We start from the raw sequence: 16,329 nt of genomic DNA, 5'->3' as shown, positions 1-16,329 counted from the left end.
GTGTGTTTCGTGGGCTCCCTTCTGAATTTTTCCATCATCATGAACAAATCCATCCGTCTCCCGCTCGCGTTCACCACGCTGGCCGGCCTGTTCGTTTTCGCCGGCTGCTCCAATAATGCGCATTACGTCGATTCGAAGGGACCCGACACGATCGTCTCGCTCAACCAGATCAACATCCAGGACTTCAACCAGGCGGCGGACGACCTCGTGGCCGACATTCTCGTCTCCGGCGTGCTCGAGCGCGCCCCGACCCAGCCCGCCGTCATGGCCATCTCGCGGATCACCAACGGCACGAGCAACAACTTCGACATGGATTCCCTGACGAAGAAAATCCGCACCTCGCTGCTGCGCTCCGGCAAGGTCATCACGACCACCACCCTGGCTTACGGCGGCGCCGAGGACCCGCTGGCCAAGGACCTCGCGCAGCAGAACCAGTTTCTCGCCGGCGACAAGCAGCAGTCGCCGAAACCGTACTACACGCTTTCGGGCAAGATCATCGAGGACAAGGCCAAGGCCAGCGGCGTCAACCAGGTGACCTACTCCTTCCAGCTCACGCTCACGACCGTGCAGGACGGCCTCGGCGTGTGGGAAGGCGAGAAGCAGATCACCAAGCAGGGCAAACGCGCCTCGGTCGGCTGGTAAAGGGGGAGCGGCGGCATTCCTGCCGCTGCGACGAGGCGCGTCAGCGCCTCGCCGTCCGAACCGGCGACGCGTTGCGTCGTCAGCAGCGGCAGGAATGCCGCCGCTCCGTCGGGATACCCCGGGTTATTGCCGCTTCCGGTACGCGCGGACGATCGGCTCGTCGGCTGCCGGCATGTCGAGCGAGGCGAATTCTTCCGGCAGGATCCAGCGCACCGCGGCGTGCTCGCTGGACTGCGGATCGATGGCCGGCTCCGCCAGCCTGGCCACAAACGGGATCAGGCGAATCACCACCGTGCCGTAATCATGGACGGCTTCCGGCAGACGCTCGCCGGGTACGACCTCGCAACCGAGCTCCTCGCGGCACTCGCGCACCAGCGCCGCTTCGGGTGTCTCGCCCGGCTCGATCTTGCCGCCGGGAAATTCCCACTTGCCGCCCAGGTGCTTGTGCGGCGGCCGTTGTGCGACAAAGACGCGCCCCTCGCGCTCGATCAGCGCGCACACCACGGAAACGACAGAAGAAGCGGAAGCCGGAGCAGACATACCGCATTCGCTATCCCGTCCCGTCCGTATCGCAATTCCGGAAATGTCTTTCGGGGCCGCTGTCGCCGATGTTTTCCAGGGAGGTTCTGAAAATTCATTTTTGAACAGAAGGAAACGAAGAGAACGAAGATGAAACAAAGGAGACTATGAATTATACCAGCGTCCCGAATGTTTTTGATTTTACACCAAGGCCGCAAAGGACGCGAAGAAGGTAACTGGCAATCCTTTGCGCTCTTTGCGGCCTTTGTGTAAAAATCTGAAGGCTTTGGGACTTTGGTATTAAAAGTCATTTACTGAAAATATATTATGAAAATAAGCGACAAACGCCCTTGGTTGTTCTTCGTTTTCTTTGTTACCTTCTGTTCAATTTTCAGGAGTTCCCTCTATTTTAAACAAAAGACCGCGAAGTTTCAGGCAACCTGTCCTTCGCGCTCTTCGTGCAAAAATCCGGAGGCTTTGGGACGTTGATACAAACCCCGGAATTTTTGCTTTTTCTTTCGTGTCCTTTCGTCTGTTTCGTGGGCATCCTTCCCGGCGCACATGGCCAGCAACAGCAGCAAAGATGACTCCCGGAGCTTCGTTTCCCGCATCCAGTTCGTCGGACGCGGCGGTGGTCTGGTCAAGACCCTGCGCGGCTTCGACAAGTCGCGTCACACGGTGCCCGACGCCGTCAACAGCGCGACCCAGGGATTTTTCGCCCGGCTCTGCGTCGCCGAACTTTCCGCGGAGGCCGAGACCTTTTTCCAGCGCACCCGCGCCGCGCTCGGTTACAAGCGCAAGGACCTCGCCCTCGACGTCACTCCGCCCGCCGCCGTGCTTGCCGCCAGGGACTTCACCTTTGAAATCGGCTACGACCTCGCCGCCGACTCGCCCTCCGATTACACGGTTACCCGCACTCTCCACAGCCTGCGCAACAGCGAGCTCGTGCACCTCGCCGAATTCGACGCCCTCTTCGCCGCGCAATTTTCCGCGCTTTCTTTCACGCTGCGCAAGGGTGTGCGTGTGGAGGCTGTGATCGACGCAGTCGAATCGCTCGACGAACCCGACGCCGGCCGGCCGACGGAAGCCGCCGCGTTGCGCGTCGATTATCCCTCCGACTGCGGCCACTGCGTGCTGACGGTGGAGGGCGTGGAAGCCGAAGTCGTCTGTGAAGGCGCCACGCTCGAAATGCGTTTCCCGCGCGCCGGTTCACCGGCCGAGCTCGTCGCCGCCTTTGCCGCCGTGCGCGCCGCTTTCAGCCTTACCCGCAACACCGCGCTCGCCGGCTTGCTGTGATCCGGAAAACCGGGGCGCCTGCGCCCGCAGCCTGTTCCGCGGGGAGGGGGGGAGGCAGGCCCGTGGCGATGCCTGTAAACGAAGGAGGCGGGCCACCACCCACTGGCGACCCGCCCGGAATTCGTAGCAACCGTTGGCTGAGCCTTGCAGGAGCCGGCAAGCGCAGCGTTCACCAGAATCACCGGCAAGTCTCGGCAGTCGTTGCAGAGGTTCAATGGTTAAACAATCTGCTCACACCCTGTTCACCATAATTTATGAGATAACCTGCTTTTTCCGATTAAATTAAAAAGATATTCACATCCCGGATTTTTTCCCGCCGGCGGAGGTCCGGCGAGGTCCGGGCGGAGCATGGATCCGGAGCAGGTATTCGGCCAGATTTCGCAAGCTCGTACGGCGCAAGCCCTCCCGCGCCACAATCTCCCGAAAGGGCGACGCCACTTCCGAGCGTTCGCGGTAATAATCCCACAAGTCGTTATCCAGCAATAATGAGGCGCCATGGATATCGCCGCCGCTCCCGGCGAGGGTCGTCCGCACCCGGTTTTCCCAGTAACGGCGCTCCTCGGGATTGGCCTGCAGGTAATCGAAAACGGTCTGTTCGGTGCGGTTGAGACTCATGACGGCGGCGGTGTGGTACGCGGGAAGCGCCTACCATCCGGTAACCTCCGTCCCGCGTCCATCCCCGGTTGAAGAAATCTGTGGTGCGGCGCGACGGAACCCTGTGATACCGGGCTTCAATCGGGTATTTCCGGGCAGGCAGGAAACAAATTGATCATCCTTCAAGATATTTAAAACAAGCATCTTGCCATATCGTTTCCGGCCACCTCCCGGGGGCAAAACCAATAACCCGTTTCATTTGGCACACCCCCTGCTTTTGGATGCACCGGACAAAGACTCAGAATACCATCTGAACACCTGCCTGCCAACAAACCCAACCTACACACATACTATGAAGCATTGGTCTCTATCCATGACCCGCATCCTCAAGATGGTCTCCGTCTGCGGATTGCTGGCCTTGATCAGTCCGCTCTCCGCACAGGAAGCTGCCGCGGCGGAAGCCCCCGTCCCCATCAGCGCCGGCGATACCGCCTGGATGCTCACCAGCACCGCGCTCGTGCTCTTCATGACACTGCCCGGCCTGGCGCTCTTCTACGGGGGACTCGTCCGAAGAAAGAATGTGCTCTCCGTCCTCGCGCAGTGTCTCGGCATCGCCGGACTGACCGCGGGGCTCTGGTGGGCGGTCGGTTACAGCCTGTCGTTCAGCGGCGACGGCCAGTTTATCGGCAACCTCGACATGGCATTCCTGAAAGGGATCTACGGTCCCGATCCCGGAAAGATCGACATCAACTATTCGAGCACGCTGGCCGGCGTGCCCGAGACCGTCTGGGTGATGTTCCAGTACACGTTCGCGGTCATCACGCCCGCGCTCATCGTCGGCGCCATCGCCGAGCGCATGAAATACGCCGCGGTTCTCGCCTTTGTCACCGGCTGGCTGCTCCTCGTGTATTTCCCGTTTGCCCACATGGTCTGGGGCGGCGGCTACATCGGCGAGACGCTCGGTGCGATCGATTTCGCCGGCGGTCTGGTCGTCCATATGTCTTCCGGTTACTCGGCCCTCGTTCTGGCGATCATCCTCGGCCCGCGCCTCGGCTACGGCAAAGAGAAGATGGCCCCCCACAGCATGGTGCTCTGTATGATCGGCACCGCCATCCTGTGGGTCGGCTGGTATGGTTTCAACGCCGGCAGCGCCGGTGCGGCCGACGGCCTGGCGGGCAGCGCCTTCCTCACGACCACCCTCGCGGCGGCCATCGGCGGCTTCGTCTGGGCCGGCCTTGAATATTTCATCAAGAAACAGCCCTCCGTCCTCGGTTTCTGCTCGGGCATTGTCGCGGGCCTCGTGGTCATCACGCCAGCGGCCGGTTTCGTCAGCGCCAACGGCGCGATCCTCTGCGGTATCGCCGCCGGTGTGATTCCGTTCTTCGCCGTGGTTTATCTCAAGAAGTGGATCGGCTATGACGATGCACTCGACACCTTCGGCGTTCACGCCGTCGGCGGCACGGTCGGCACCCTGCTGACCGGTCTCCTCGCTGTCGAGGACATCAACGGCGCGGCGGGCGGCATGGCATTGCTCGGCAAGCAGTTCATCAGCGTCATCATCGTGCTGGTCTGGAGCGTGGTCGCCACCATCATCATCGCCTACGTCGTCAAGGCCACCATCGGTCTCCGCCCGACGCCCGAAGTCGAAACCACCGGTCTCGATATCAGCGAACACGGCGAAGAAGGCTACGTCGACTGATCTTCACCTCTCACATCACACCCGCATCGAGAATATCACCTGTTCCCAATGAAACTTATCATCGCCATTATCAAGCCGTTCAAGCTCGAGGAAGTGAAGGAAGCCCTGGCCGCCGTCGGCATCGAGGGCATGACCGTAACCGAGGTCAAGGGCTTCGGCCGCCAGAAAGGCCACACCGAAATCTACCGCGGCAGCGAGTACACGGTGGACTTCCTCCCGAAAGTGAAAATCGAAATCGTCGTCGGCGACGATGTGGTCGCCAAGACCGTTGAAGCCGTCGTCAAGGCGGCCAAGACCGGCAAGATCGGCGACGGCAAGGTCTTCGTCGTCCCCGTCGAGGATGCCATCCGCATCCGTACCGACGAACGCGGCGACTCGGCCGTCTGAACTGTTCCCGGCAAATACCGGATAAAATGCACCGGCGGACCTTTCGGGGTCCGCCGGTTTTTTTGCGGGTTTTGCAAGACGCCCCGGTGAAATCCGGAACCGGAAAACGACGGATCCCGGAAACCGGAATTTTCCATCCGATCGCCTGATCCAGGTTCATCTTGCGCAAGTCGGGCCGAAACTCGCCGGCACGCCCAAGTCCTTGGCATCGCAGTTGCTGGAAGTATTGTTGATGAACCTCTCAAACCTCACCTGCAAGCTGCGTCTCGTCCTTGCCGGCGGCTTGCTTGGCCTGGCCGCTCTCGTTTCTCCGGCCGCCGCCGACGAACCTGCCCCGCCGGCAGCCGGTGCGCTTCCGGCTCCGACGCTCGAGCAGCGCATCGCCGACCTCGAAGCCTACGTCAACAACAGCGCCCGCACCGAAGGCGTGGCCTCCAACGTCTCCGGGCCCGGTCCCGGCCACAACGCCTGGCTCATGACGTCGTCGGCCCTCGTTCTCTTCATGACACTGCCCGGTCTGGCGCTTTTCTACGGCGGACTCGTGCGCAGGAAAAACGTCCTTTCCGTCCTCGCGCAGTGCCTGGGCATCGCCGGCATGGTGACGATCCTCTGGTGGGCCGTCGGCTTCAGCCTCTGCTTCGCTCCCGGCAATGCCATTTTCGGCGGGCTCGATTTTGCCTTTTTCAAGGGCGTGGATGGCAACCCGCACACGCTCGACTGGGTGTCGGAAAACGTCTTCGCCATCTTCCAGCTCACGTTCGCCATCATCACGCCCGCGCTCATCGTGGGCGCCATCGCCGAGCGCATGAAGTTCACCGCCATCCTCGCCTTCATCGCCCTGTGGATGTTCGCGGTCTACTTTCCCCTCGCCCACATGGTCTGGGGCGGCGGCCTGATGGCGGGCGCAGACGGCTCGATCAAGGCGATCGACTTCGCCGGCGGCACCGTGGTGCACATGTCCTCCGGCTGGTCCGCGCTCATCCTCTGTATCATCCTCGGCCCCCGCCTCGGGTTCGGTAAGGAAAAGATGGCGCCGCACAGCATGGTGCTCTGCATGGTCGGCACCGGCATGCTCTGGGTCGGCTGGTACGGCTTCAATGCCGGCAGCGCCGGAGCGGCCGACGGCATCGCCGGCAACGCCTTCATGACGACCACGCTCGCGGCCGCCATCGGCGGCTTCACCTGGGCGACGCTCGAATTTTTCACCCGCAAGCATGCGTCCATCCTCGGCTTCTGCTCCGGGATCGTCGCCGGCCTGGTCGTGATCACACCCGCCGCCGGTTTCGTCGATGCGACCGGGGCCGTCATCTGCGGCGTGCTCGCCGGCATCGTGCCCTTCATCTTCTGTGTGAAACTCAAGGCCATCTTCGGTTACGACGACGCGCTCGACACCTTCGGTGTCCATGCCGTCGGCGGCACCCTCGGCTCGATCCTCACCGGCATCCTCGCGACAGACAAAGTCAATCCCGGCATCACCGATCTGCTCCCCGGTCTCGTCGGCGAGCAGATCAAGGCCACCCTCGTCACCATCGTCTGGAGCGTGGCGGCCACGGTCATCATCGCTTTTGTGGTCAAGGCCGCCATCGGTCTGCGCCCGACGCCCGAAGCCGAAACCACCGGTCTCGATATCAGCGAACACGGCGAGGAAGGCTACACCGCCTGATCTCCCGCAATTGCCTCCACACCCGAATCACACATCCGGAATCTTCTGATGAAACTCATCATTGCCATTATCAAACCGTTCAAGCTCGAGGAAGTGAAAGAGGCCCTGGCCGCCGTCGGCGTCGAGGGCATGACCGTAACCGAGGTCAAGGGCTTCGGCCGCCAGAAAGGCCACACCGAAATCTACCGCGGCAGCGAGTACACGGTGGATTTCCTCCCGAAAATCAAGATCGAGATCGTCACCGGCGACGACATCGCCGGCAAGACCATCGACGCCATCGTCAAGGCCGCCAGGTCCGGCAAGATCGGCGACGGCAAGGTCTTCGTCGTCCCCGTCGGTGATGCCGTCCGCATCCGCACCGACGAGCACGGTGATACCGCCATCTGATCCACGCCCTGCGAGTGCAGTTCCGTCGGCGGACCTTTCGGGGGCCGCCGGTTTTTTTTCGTCCGGGTTGCGCTGCGGTTTGACAGCGCGACCGCGCGCAACGTGTTGTGCCTTCTGCCGCTGCCTGCTGTCCGCCCGCACCGGCAATCCCGGCGACGGCCACACTTTTCTCCCGCTTCTCCCGCCCGTTTTATGGAACACGACATCTCGCTTATCACCACCATCGCCTTCGGCTTCGCCGCCGCCCTTTTCTTCGGGTTGCTCGCGAAAAAGGTCGGCCTCTCTCCCATCGTCGGTTACCTGCTCGCCGGCATCGCCGCCGGTCCGCACACGCCCGGTTTTGTCGGCAACGTCCACCTCGCCTCGCAGCTCGCCGAGATCGGCGTCATCCTGCTGATGTTCGGCGTCGGCCTGCACTTCCACCTGAAAGACCTGCTCGCCGTGCGCAACATCGCCATCCCCGGCGCGCTCGGCCAGAGCACGCTCGCCACCCTGGCGATGATCGGCATCGCGGTGCTCGCCGGCTGGTCATGGACGCAGGGGCTGGTCATCGGCATCGCCGTGTCGGTGGCCAGCACCGTCGTGCTGCTGCGCGTGCTCATCGACAGCCACACGCTGGAGACCGCTTCCGGCCATGTCGCCGTCGGCTGGCTCATCGTGGAGGACATCATCACGGTGCTCGTTCTGGTGGTGCTGCCCGCCGTGGCCGTGAAAACCGGGATCGACGGCGCTGTCGATGCCTCCGCCGCCGAAGGCGGCAAGAGCGTCTTCTGGACGGCCGGCATCGCCATCCTCAAACTCGTCGCGCTCGGCGCGCTCGCCGTGGTCGTGGGTTCGCGGTTCGTGCCGTGGGTGCTGATGCGCGTGGCCCGCGTGCGTTCGCGCGAGCTGTTCACGCTGGCCGTGCTGGTGATGTCCATCGCCATGGCCACGGCGGCTTACGCGGCCTTCGGCGCGTCGATGGCGCTGGGCGCGTTCATGGCGGGCATGCTCGTGGGCCAGTCGAAATTCAGCCACCAGGCCGGTTCGGAACTGCTGCCGCTGCGCGATGCGTTCGCGGTGCTGTTTTTCGTCTCCGTCGGCATGCTCTTCGATTTTCGTTCGGTGATGGAAAGCCCGGCGCTGCTCGCGGGCGTGCTTCTCGTGATCCTGGTGGTGAAGCCGGTGGCCGCGTTCATCATCGTGCTGGTCTGCCGGCACACGGTTCACACCGGACTCGTCGTGGCGGGCGGCCTCGCGCAGATCGGCGAATTTTCTTTCATCCTTGCCGAAGTGGCGCGCTCGCACGGGCTCATCCCCGGGCAGGCCTACTCGCTGCTCGTGGCCGGCGCGATCATCTCGATCAGCCTCAATCCGATCCTCTTCAGACAACTGCTCTCGATGGAACCGTGGATCGAAAAACACGCCTCGTGGATGCGCTGGCTCGGGCGGCGCAACGACGCGCACGGCGCCGCGATCAACGCGGCCACTCCGCACGGCGAGCAGGCTCCGGCGGATGCCATTGTCGTCGGCCATGGCCCGGTCGGGCAGGCCGTCACGGAAGTGCTGGGGCAATTCGGGATCAGGCCGCTCATCATCGAGATGAATGTCGATACCGTGGCCGAGCTCCACAACCGCCACCAGCGCGCGCTCTACGGCGACGCCACCCGCAGCGAAATCCTCAAGGAAGCGGGACTGGCCAAGGCGCGCTACCTCGTCATCACCACGCCCGAACCGGCGGTGCGCATCGCCATGATCACGGCGGCCCGCGAAGTGAATCCCGACATCCGGATTTTCACCCGCGCCCGCTATCTCGGCGAACACGTGGCGCTGCGCGAGGCGGGGGCGACGGTGATCTGCTGCGACGAACTCGCCGGCGCGGCCGGTCTCGCCGAGTCGCTGCTCACCGAGATGAAGACCCCGCACGACCAGATCGAGCGCGAGGTCAGCCGCATCCGCGCCGACTGGGGCCCGACGATTCTCACCACGCTCAACAGCGACACGCCGGTGAAATGAGGCGAGGCCGGGTGCGCCCGAAGTGATGTCAGCCAGCCGGGGGGCTACAAGGACCCGGAGGGGTTTGGCCTCGCAGGGGCGTACGTGAACCGCTCCCCGCTTCCGGTCACGTGCGCTTCAGGAATGCTTCGGGAGAAAGCGCGGGCACCGGAGAACGGCGAAAGTCTTTTACATTGCGAGTCACGATATAATCCACGCCGGTCGCTTGTCCGGCTGCGACCTGCAGGGCATCTTCGAAATCCCGGACCGGCAAGGCGAGTGCGACATGAGCCTCCGCAGTCCCGCACGGGCATACCTCCATATGGCGAAGCAACGCCTGCAGGAAATCATGCACGGCAGCGGCATTTCCCGCACGGGCGCCGATGTAGTGAAGATTGGCCAAGGTGTGCCATGCCAGAAATCCGCACCCCGGATTGGCTTCGCACCAGTCGATGACGGCCTGGCTGTCATCGGCCAGATGCGCGCGATCCAGCAAAACATCCAGCAACAGATTGGTATCGATCAACACCCTCATTACCGCACGTGCTTGTCGAGCAGGAAGGCGAGACGGGGATCATCGGCAGCGGCTGCTTTGTGCGGGGTGCGCAGGCTGCCGCGCCAGCGCGCTGCCGTGGAGGGAGAAGCCGAACCGGCCGTCGCAGCCAGCCGTTCGAAATGGGTCTCCACCAGGCCAGACAAGGATACGCCGCGCCGCCGGGCCACTGCCTTTGCGCGTCCGATCACGCGGCTGTCTATGGACAGGGTGAGCTTGGTTTTCATACGTGTAAATCTGTCCTGTACGTAGAGCGAGTCAAGGCAGCGACAGGACGCGCGACGGGGTGCTGCTCAAACCGGTGTCAGCGGCGGTAATACCTGTGACGCGAAGGCTGTTGATTTTACACAAGGATCGCAAAGGCCGCGAAGGAGATAGAGCGATTCAAATAAAGCTGTAGCCGTTTTTTAACCACGGATTTCCTGGAGCACCCGGGCTCCAGCCGAAGGGAGAAGAATGGCCACGAAAAACACGAAAAAACACGCCGCGCATGAAATCCTCCATCGCGCTTATAAGCGCGCGGGAGGTTCCCGCCGGGCAGAAGGGAATTTTGTGCTTTTTGTGGCTATCCCGGTTTGAAAAAGGCCGAAATCGACCGCCAATGAACCGGATTTTTTGCCGCAAAAGAGCGCAAAGGTTTTTTTGGCAGGGAAACTCTCCACGGCGCTTATAAGCGCCACGCAACGCTTCACAAGCATGGGGATCTTTGCGCCCTTTCGCGGCAAAATCAGTCCACGTTGGCCTTGATGCCCGATGGCTGCACCGGCAGCCCGGCGGCGTAGAGGTGCGACACGTCGCCCAGCCCCACGCAGCGCGGCACGGCGAGGCCTTCGCCGCGTTCGTCGAACAGCACCGTGGTCACGCTGCTCGGCGGCAGGAAAAAACCGGCCCACATCACCGGCAGCGGCACCGCCAGCAGGTGCGCCAGCCAGGTGAGCCCGAAGCCGCCGTGGCAAAACACCGCCACCTTCTCGCGGTTGCCCGCCTCCACGCGATACACGCCGCCGGCTGCGCCGCCCGCGTCCTCGCGCCGGTAGCCGAGCCCGGCGACAAACGCATCCGACCCGGCGCCGAGCGTTGCGAAACCTTCGCGATATTCCGCGGCGGAGAGGGGAGGAAATTCCGGCCAGTTGCGCGTGGTCGGCTCTTTCTGCCATTGGCGCAAGGTGTATCCATGAAGGTCCCACGGCGTGCTTTCGCCGAGCACCTCCTGGGTGATGCGCGGCCACGGCAACTCCGCCGTCCAGGGCAGGACAACCGGCTCGATGCCGAGCGCATCGGCGGTGTAGCGGGCGGTGTCGCGCGCGCGGCCGAGCGGCGAAGTGTAGATGCGGTCGAGCCCGAGCCGGGTCATGCGCACCGCCAGCGCCTGCGCCTCGAGATGGCCGGCGGCAGTGATGGTGTTGTTCGGATAATCAGGATCGGCGTGACGGATGATGAAAAGCCTCATGAGGCCAGACAGCGTGGAGGCCGGAAGCGCCGGGCTCCAGCCCGGCTTTCAGGCGGCACACGCCCGCGCTCCGTCACATCGGCTCGGCCTTGCGCCAGTCCACGAGTTCGAGCTGGAGCAGTTTGCGATCGTGAAAATGGTTCCACGCCAGGCGCACCGCGAGGTCGATGGGCTCGCCGGTCGGCGGCAGGTTGTGCGCGAGTTTCCATGCCACGCCGAAGAGGCGCCGGCCGCGGCCGTCCTCGAAATGAAACCGGTAGTGCAGCAGCTTGAACACGTCCGGACGATGCGTGAGCACCACGCCGCGCACGCCGAAAACCGGCTCCGGATTGGCCTGCCCGAAGGGATGCAGTTTTTCCAGTTCGTCCATGAACGTCTCGCGCACCTGCTCGGGCGTGAGCCAGGCGGAGATCGTGAGCTTCGGCTCGGTCAGCGCGCCGCCGACCTGTTGCAGGACGGCTTCGGCAAACTGCGCGCGGAATTCCGGCAGGCGGGTTTTGTCGAGCGCCACGCCCACGGCCATCGGATGGCCGCCCCAACTGGCGAGGTGCTCCGCGCAGACGCCGAGCGCATCGACGAGATTGACGCTGTCGATGCTGCGGCCGGAGCCCTTGGCGAGATCGCCCTCGCTGCCGAGCACGACGCACGGGCGGTTGTACTTGCGCGTCACCCGGCCGGCCACGATGCCGACGACGCCGGGGTGCCAGCTTTCGCCAAAAAGCACGATGCCCGGCGAATCGAGAAAAAGACTCTCGATCATCTGCTCGGCCTCTTCGGTGATCTGGCGCTCGATGTCCTGGCGTTCGCGGTTGAAAGCGTCGAGCTGGCGCGCCGTTTCCTCGCAGAACGCCACGTCTTCGCTGAGCAGGAGCTCGACGGAAAGCGCGGCGTCGGCGAGGCGGCCGCTGGCATTGATCCGGGGGCCGAGGCGGAAGGAAATGTCCACCGGCATGAGCGCCTGTCCGGCGCGGACGCCGGCGACTTCCATGAGCGCGCGAACGCCGGGGCGCGCCGTCTCCTGGAGGATGCGCAGGCCGTGGCGCGCGATGATGCGGTTTTCGCCGGTCAGCGGCACGAGGTCGGCCACCGTGCCCATGGCGGCGAAGTCGAGATAATCGCGCAACCTGACGTCGAGCGCGCCCGGATAGTTCTCCTTGCGGAGGAGTTTCACGAGCCCGTGCGCGAGCTTGAAGACGAGGCCGACGGTGCAGAGGTTGCGCCACGTTTCGTCGTGCGGGGTCGGATACACGTGCGGGTTGATGAGCAGCGCGTTTTCGAGCAGCCGTTCCTTGGTCTGGTGATGGTCGATGACGATCACGTCGGCGCCGAGGCGGGTGAGCCAGGCGACTTCGTCGTGCGAGTTGGTGCCGCAGTCGAGCGCAATGAAGAGCTGCGGCACGCCGCCGGTTTCGATCGCGCGGTCGATGGCGCTGCGCGAGAGGCCGTAGCCGTCCTCCATGCGACGCGGCACGACGAAACGCGGGCTGGCGCCGAAGCGGCGGAGCAGGCTGACGAGGAGCGCGGTGGAGCTGACGCCGTCCACATCGTAATCGCCGAGGACGGTGATCGCGTCGCCATTGACGAGCGCCTGGTGCAGGCGGGCGGCGGCGGCTTCCAGATTATGCAGGAGAAAGGGATCGCCGAAGGATGCGAGCGCGGGGTTGAGAAAACGGTCCGCGGTTTCCGGGTCCGTGATGCCGGAGCGCGCGAGCAATTCGGCGATGACCGGGGAGACCCCGGTTTCGCGGCCGAGCGCGGCGAGTTGCGCGGGGGGGAGGGGGGGGGAGTAGATCCAGCGCATCAGGCGGACGCCTCCTTTCGGGGGGACGTGGCACGGGCATCCTTGCCCGTGGACGGCGCGAAGCGCCGCCTTCCGGAATCACGGGCAGGATGCCCGTGCCACGTTGCAGACGGAGAGGCAACGCACACGGGCTGGAAGCCCGTGCCACGATGCGGGCGTGACGCCCGCGCCGCTGCGGCGCCGGCGGGCACGGGCCTTTCGCCCGTGCTCCGGTGGATCACGGGAGAAGTCATCACTCTCAAGGTTGTTACCCCGGTTGTCGCCGGCCTCACCGGGAGACCTTGCTGGTGGCTTCCCAGTCGTAGGCGGGGCGAGTGTCCTGATGCTTCTCCACGTTCTTGCGGTCCCCCTTGTGCCACCAGTAGAAGACTTGCGACGAGATGAAGATCGCCGAGAAGGTGGCGGTGACAATGCCGACCAGGAAGGTGAACGCGATGTCCTCGAGCACGCCGCCACCGAAGAGGAAGAGCGCGAGCGCGGCCAGGAAGGTCGACGACGCCGTCATGATCGTGCGGGCGAAGACCTTGCTGATGGCGGTGTTGACGATATCGCGCAGGTTGCCGGTGGGATTGAGCTTCAGCTCCTCGCGGATACGGTCGAAGACGACGACGGTTTCATTGATCGAATAGCCGGCGATGGCCAGAATCGCCGCCACCATCGGCGCCGAGAAATGGTGCCCGAAGAGGACGAAGATGCCGACTGTCATGAGAATGTCGTGCAGCGAGGAGAACATCGCGCCGATGCCGAAACCGAACTCGAAACGGAAGGCGATGTAGAGGAGCGTCACCGCCATCGAGGCGAGGATCGCGATCAGGGCGTTTTTCTTGATTTCCGCGCCGATGGAGGCGCCGAGGTGGTTGGTGCCGATCTGCTCCAGCCCGGCCTTCGGGTACTTCTGCACGAGGGCCTGGAAGAGGTCGCCGGATTTGCCTTCGCCGGTCTCGATCTTGAGGATCTCGTTGCCGCCGCCGATGGGGGAGACGTAGGTCGGGATGACCTCGCCGGTGCCGATGGCTGCGGCGACCGTGCGGATTTCACCCTCGTCGATCTTTTCCTTGAAACTGACGCTGATCACGTCACCGCCAACGAAGTCGATGCCGTAGATGTTCTGGCCCTTGTAGAGGACGACCGAGAGGCCGGCCAGCACGATGATCCACGAGCCGACGAAGGCGACCTTGCCGTACTTCACGAAATCCACGTGGATATCCTTGATGATGCGGCCCATCGGGAGCTTCTTGAGGATGCCGCCGTCGACGAGCACTTCCATGACGAAGTGGGCGGTGATGAGCACGGAGAAGAGCGTGGAGCAGACGCCGATGGCGAGCGTGACGCCGAAGCCCTTGATCGGGCCGGTGCCGAGCCAGATCATGATCGCGCAGATGAGAAGCTGCACGAAGTGGGCGTCGAGAATCGTCCAGAGCGCCTTGTAGAAGCCGGCCCGGTTGGCGGCGGCGAGGGATTTGCCGAGTTTCAGCTCCTCGCGCATGCGCTCGAAGATGAGGATGTTGGCGTCCACCGCCATGCCGATGGTGAGCACGATACCGGCGAGGCCGGGCAACGTCAGCGTGGCGCCGATGCTGGCCATGAAGCCGAAGATGATCAGGACGTTGAGCGCCAGCGAGCCGATGGCGATGACGCCGCCGACCGTGTAGAACGTGACCATGAACGCCGCCACGAGGATGACGCCGATGATCGCGGCACGGATGCCGCTGTCGATGGCGTCCTGCGCGAGCGAAGGGCCGACCTCGTACTGCTCCTTCACCTGGAGGGGGAGATCGAGCGGGTTGTTGAGGACGTTGGCGAGTTCGAGCGCCTCGCGCTGGGTAAAGGAACCGCTGATGGAAGCGCGGCCGCCATCGATGGCCTTGGTCACCGAGGGAGCGGAGTAGAGCTTGCCATCGAGCACGATGGCGAGGCGGCCGCCTTCGCGACCGGCGCGCTGGCCGCCTTCGGCGATCTCGCGCGTGACTTGGGCGAACCGCCTGCCGCCCTCGTCGGTGAAGTTGAGCGCGATCTGGAAGCGGCCGATTTCGTCGATCGTGACGAAGGCGCTGGCCACGCCGTCGCCCGTCATGTCGGGGCGCTTCTTGATAAAGAGTCCGTCGGGATCGTAACCGCGGCCGTCGTCCTCGACGTGCATGATCTCGTAGCCGACGGGCGCCTCGACGCCGGGGCCGGGGATGATCGTGGGGTGAACGGTGCGGAACTCGAGAAGCGCGGGCTTTTTCACGCTGTCCACGACTTCGGGATTGTCGCGGGTGTTGACGCCGGCGAGCTGGACCTCGATGCGGCGGTCGCCGACGGCGCGAATGACGGGCTCGGTGACGCCGAGGCCGTTGATGCGGCTGTCGAGAATCTCGATGGCCTTGGCGAGCTTGCTGCCGCGCTCGCTCTCGGGCGACTGCTTGAGCGCGTGCTCGTCGGCCTCGAGGGTGAAGGCGACGCCGCCTTTCAGGTCGAGACCGAGCTGGAGGCGGCTCTTGGACTTCTTGAGCAGATGATCGAGGAGGATGTTGTTACGTTTCTCGACATTGCGGAGCGAACTTTCGAGGCGCACGTCGGGGAAATACTCCGAGGCAAGGTCGATGTTGCGCTGGTTGGCGATGTCGCGCAGGGCCACGAAGACCGAGGCGGCCTGCCCGTCGGCGTGGCGTTTGATCGCCTCGTCGACGAGCTTCCGGAAGTCGGCGTTTTTCGAGGACGCCTGGGTCGGGACGTAGCTCGCGAAGTCGCGGTCCTTGAGCGGTGTGAGCTCGTAAACCGCCCATCCGGCGATGGCGAGGCTGAGGAGAAGCTTCCACAGGTTGTGTTTCAGCATGTTGGTTTTTGGTTTGTTAAAAAGAGCTGCGCCAGCCGCGGAGGGAGGGGGGGGCGATTTAAGTCGATATAAATCGATTTAAGCCGATTTACGCCGGTGGAGGGCGGGAGGCGGGGGGCAGGGGGGCGGGTTATTTGCCGTCCGAAGCGCGGCGGACGACCGTCTGGACAAAACCCTTGGCGATCTCGACCTTGGTGTTGTCGGCGATGCGCACGATGAAGCGGTCTTCCTTCTTGCCGGTGATCTCGCCGTAGATGCCGCCGGAGGTCACGATCTCGTCGCCGGCGCCGAGTTCGGAGATCATTTTCTGATGCTGTTTCTGCTTCTTGCGCTGCGGGGCGATCATCAGGAAGTACATCGCCACGAGCAGGAGAATCGGGAACAGAAGCGTGAAACCGCCGCCGGGACTGGAAGGCTGGCCACCGGGGGCGGCACCGTCGCCGGCGGGGGCGGCGGGAGCGGAAGTCGTCTGGGCGATGAAGAGCGAGTTGGAAAACTGAGTCATTTTCGGCGTTGCGTGTTGATGTGTTTGAAAAAAGAAACGTC

General features: G+C 63.7%; 17 protein-coding genes. 9 read left to right on the top strand and 8 right to left on the bottom strand.

Annotated features, from left to right (window positions below):
- Positions 1-39: 39 nt before the first annotated feature.
- The gene (locus OPIT5_06750; GenBank protein AHF89962.1) at positions 40-642 is read left to right on the top strand and encodes a membrane protein; all 603 of its coding nucleotides are present in this window, start codon (positions 40-42) and stop codon (positions 640-642) included.
- Positions 643-765: 123 nt separating this feature from the next.
- Here the strand turns inward: OPIT5_06750 and OPIT5_06745 are convergent, their stop codons facing one another.
- A complete protein-coding gene (locus tag OPIT5_06745; protein ID AHF89961.1) occupies positions 766-1,182 on the bottom strand; it encodes an NUDIX hydrolase in 417 nt (138 codons plus the stop codon).
- 540 nt (positions 1,183-1,722) lie between these two features.
- On the opposite strand from OPIT5_06745, the gene OPIT5_06740 reads away from it, so the two are divergent.
- Positions 1,723-2,457 carry a hypothetical protein gene (locus tag OPIT5_06740; protein ID AHF89960.1) on the top strand — a complete coding sequence of 245 codons (735 nt, stop codon included), beginning with the start codon at positions 1,723-1,725 and terminating at the stop codon, positions 2,455-2,457.
- Between the two features lie 294 nt (positions 2,458-2,751).
- Here the strand turns inward: OPIT5_06740 and OPIT5_06735 are convergent, their stop codons facing one another.
- The gene (locus OPIT5_06735) at positions 2,752-3,072 is read right to left on the bottom strand and encodes a hypothetical protein (GenBank protein AHF89959.1); all 321 of its coding nucleotides are present in this window, start codon (positions 3,070-3,072) and stop codon (positions 2,752-2,754) included.
- A 352-nt stretch (positions 3,073-3,424) separates the two neighbouring features.
- On the opposite strand from OPIT5_06735, the gene OPIT5_06730 reads away from it, so the two are divergent.
- The 6 genes from OPIT5_06730 to OPIT5_06705 all read left to right on the top strand — a co-directional run bounded on the left by OPIT5_06730 (position 3,425) and on the right by OPIT5_06705 (position 9,182).
- Positions 3,425-4,750, top strand: coding sequence for an ammonium transporter (locus tag OPIT5_06730; GenBank protein AHF89958.1), 1,326 nt, complete (start codon positions 3,425-3,427; stop codon positions 4,748-4,750).
- A gap of 48 nt (positions 4,751-4,798) precedes the next feature.
- Positions 4,799-5,137 (top strand): nitrogen regulatory protein P-II 1, encoded by a 339-nt coding sequence (locus tag OPIT5_06725; protein ID AHF89957.1) that lies wholly within the window; start codon positions 4,799-4,801, stop codon positions 5,135-5,137.
- Positions 5,138-5,163: 26 nt separating this feature from the next.
- On the top strand, positions 5,164-5,286 hold the full coding sequence (locus OPIT5_06720; protein ID AHF94155.1) for a hypothetical protein: 123 nt from the start codon (positions 5,164-5,166) through the stop codon (positions 5,284-5,286).
- Positions 5,287-5,369: 83 nt separating this feature from the next.
- Positions 5,370-6,800, top strand: a complete 1,431-nt coding sequence (locus OPIT5_06715; GenBank protein AHF89956.1) for an ammonium transporter — start codon at positions 5,370-5,372, stop codon at positions 6,798-6,800.
- A gap of 48 nt (positions 6,801-6,848) precedes the next feature.
- Positions 6,849-7,187 carry a nitrogen regulatory protein P-II 1 gene (locus tag OPIT5_06710; GenBank protein AHF89955.1) on the top strand — a complete coding sequence of 113 codons (339 nt, stop codon included), beginning with the start codon at positions 6,849-6,851 and terminating at the stop codon, positions 7,185-7,187.
- A gap of 105 nt (positions 7,188-7,292) precedes the next feature.
- Complete coding sequence (locus OPIT5_06705) at positions 7,293-9,182, top strand: sodium/hydrogen exchanger (protein AHF89954.1); 1,890 nt, start codon at positions 7,293-7,295, stop codon at positions 9,180-9,182.
- A 106-nt stretch (positions 9,183-9,288) separates the two neighbouring features.
- Here OPIT5_06705 and OPIT5_06700 read toward each other — a convergent pair whose 3' ends face one another.
- The gene (locus tag OPIT5_06700; protein ID AHF89953.1) at positions 9,289-9,690 is read right to left on the bottom strand and encodes a pilus biogenesis protein; all 402 of its coding nucleotides are present in this window, start codon (positions 9,688-9,690) and stop codon (positions 9,289-9,291) included.
- A gap of 5 nt (positions 9,691-9,695) precedes the next feature.
- Entirely contained in the window at positions 9,696-9,941 is a 246-nt protein-coding gene (locus OPIT5_06695; GenBank protein ID AHF89952.1) for a hypothetical protein, read from the bottom strand.
- A 190-nt stretch (positions 9,942-10,131) separates the two neighbouring features.
- Here OPIT5_06695 and OPIT5_06690 point away from each other — a divergent pair, with 190 nt between their 5' ends.
- Positions 10,132-10,293, top strand: a complete 162-nt coding sequence (locus tag OPIT5_06690) for a hypothetical protein (GenBank protein ID AHF89951.1) — start codon at positions 10,132-10,134, stop codon at positions 10,291-10,293.
- Positions 10,294-10,441: 148 nt separating this feature from the next.
- Here the strand turns inward: OPIT5_06690 and OPIT5_06685 are convergent, their stop codons facing one another.
- From OPIT5_06685 to OPIT5_06670, 4 genes are all read right to left on the bottom strand, one after another.
- On the bottom strand, positions 10,442-11,164 hold the full coding sequence (locus OPIT5_06685) for a phosphoglycerate kinase (protein AHF89950.1): 723 nt from the start codon (positions 11,162-11,164) through the stop codon (positions 10,442-10,444).
- 73 nt (positions 11,165-11,237) lie between these two features.
- Positions 11,238-12,965: a single-stranded DNA exonuclease RecJ gene (locus tag OPIT5_06680; GenBank protein ID AHF89949.1), complete on the bottom strand. Its 1,728-nt coding sequence runs from the start codon at positions 12,963-12,965 to the stop codon at positions 11,238-11,240.
- 268 nt (positions 12,966-13,233) lie between these two features.
- Complete coding sequence (locus OPIT5_06675) at positions 13,234-15,783, bottom strand: protein-export membrane protein SecD (GenBank protein ID AHF89948.1); 2,550 nt, start codon at positions 15,781-15,783, stop codon at positions 13,234-13,236.
- A 130-nt stretch (positions 15,784-15,913) separates the two neighbouring features.
- Positions 15,914-16,288, bottom strand: coding sequence for a preprotein translocase subunit YajC (locus OPIT5_06670; GenBank protein AHF89947.1), 375 nt, complete (start codon positions 16,286-16,288; stop codon positions 15,914-15,916).
- Positions 16,289-16,329 lie beyond the last annotated feature (41 nt).

Source organism: Opitutaceae bacterium TAV5 (genome assembly GCA_000242935.3).
Taxonomy (GTDB): domain Bacteria; phylum Verrucomicrobiota; class Verrucomicrobiia; order Opitutales; family Opitutaceae; genus Geminisphaera.
The sequence above is the reverse complement of the archived record's forward strand: the minus strand, read 5'-3'. Positions and strand labels throughout refer to the sequence as shown.

Excerpts from the sequence above, each read along its gene's own strand:
- OPIT5_06750 (AHF89962.1), top strand. The coding sequence starts at position 40 with ATGAACAAATCCATCCGTCTCCCGCTCGCGTTCACCACGCTGGCCGGC.
- OPIT5_06745 (AHF89961.1), bottom strand. The coding sequence starts at position 1,182 with ATGTCTGCTCCGGCTTCCGCTTCTTCTGTCGTTTCCGTGGTGTGCGCG.
- OPIT5_06740 (AHF89960.1), top strand. The coding sequence starts at position 1,723 with ATGGCCAGCAACAGCAGCAAAGATGACTCCCGGAGCTTCGTTTCCCGC.
- OPIT5_06735 (AHF89959.1), bottom strand. The coding sequence starts at position 3,072 with ATGAGTCTCAACCGCACCGAACAGACCGTTTTCGATTACCTGCAGGCC.
- OPIT5_06730 (AHF89958.1), top strand. The coding sequence starts at position 3,425 with ATGACCCGCATCCTCAAGATGGTCTCCGTCTGCGGATTGCTGGCCTTG.
- OPIT5_06725 (AHF89957.1), top strand. The coding sequence starts at position 4,799 with ATGAAACTTATCATCGCCATTATCAAGCCGTTCAAGCTCGAGGAAGTG.
- OPIT5_06720 (AHF94155.1), top strand. The coding sequence starts at position 5,164 with ATGCACCGGCGGACCTTTCGGGGTCCGCCGGTTTTTTTGCGGGTTTTG.
- OPIT5_06715 (AHF89956.1), top strand. The coding sequence starts at position 5,370 with ATGAACCTCTCAAACCTCACCTGCAAGCTGCGTCTCGTCCTTGCCGGC.
- OPIT5_06710 (AHF89955.1), top strand. The coding sequence starts at position 6,849 with ATGAAACTCATCATTGCCATTATCAAACCGTTCAAGCTCGAGGAAGTG.
- OPIT5_06695 (AHF89952.1), bottom strand. The coding sequence starts at position 9,941 with ATGAAAACCAAGCTCACCCTGTCCATAGACAGCCGCGTGATCGGACGC.
- OPIT5_06685 (AHF89950.1), bottom strand. The coding sequence starts at position 11,164 with ATGAGGCTTTTCATCATCCGTCACGCCGATCCTGATTATCCGAACAAC.
- OPIT5_06680 (AHF89949.1), bottom strand. The coding sequence starts at position 12,965 with ATGCGCTGGATCTACTCCCCCCCCCTCCCCCCCGCGCAACTCGCCGCG.
- OPIT5_06675 (AHF89948.1), bottom strand. The coding sequence starts at position 15,783 with ATGCTGAAACACAACCTGTGGAAGCTTCTCCTCAGCCTCGCCATCGCC.
- OPIT5_06670 (AHF89947.1), bottom strand. The coding sequence starts at position 16,288 with ATGACTCAGTTTTCCAACTCGCTCTTCATCGCCCAGACGACTTCCGCT.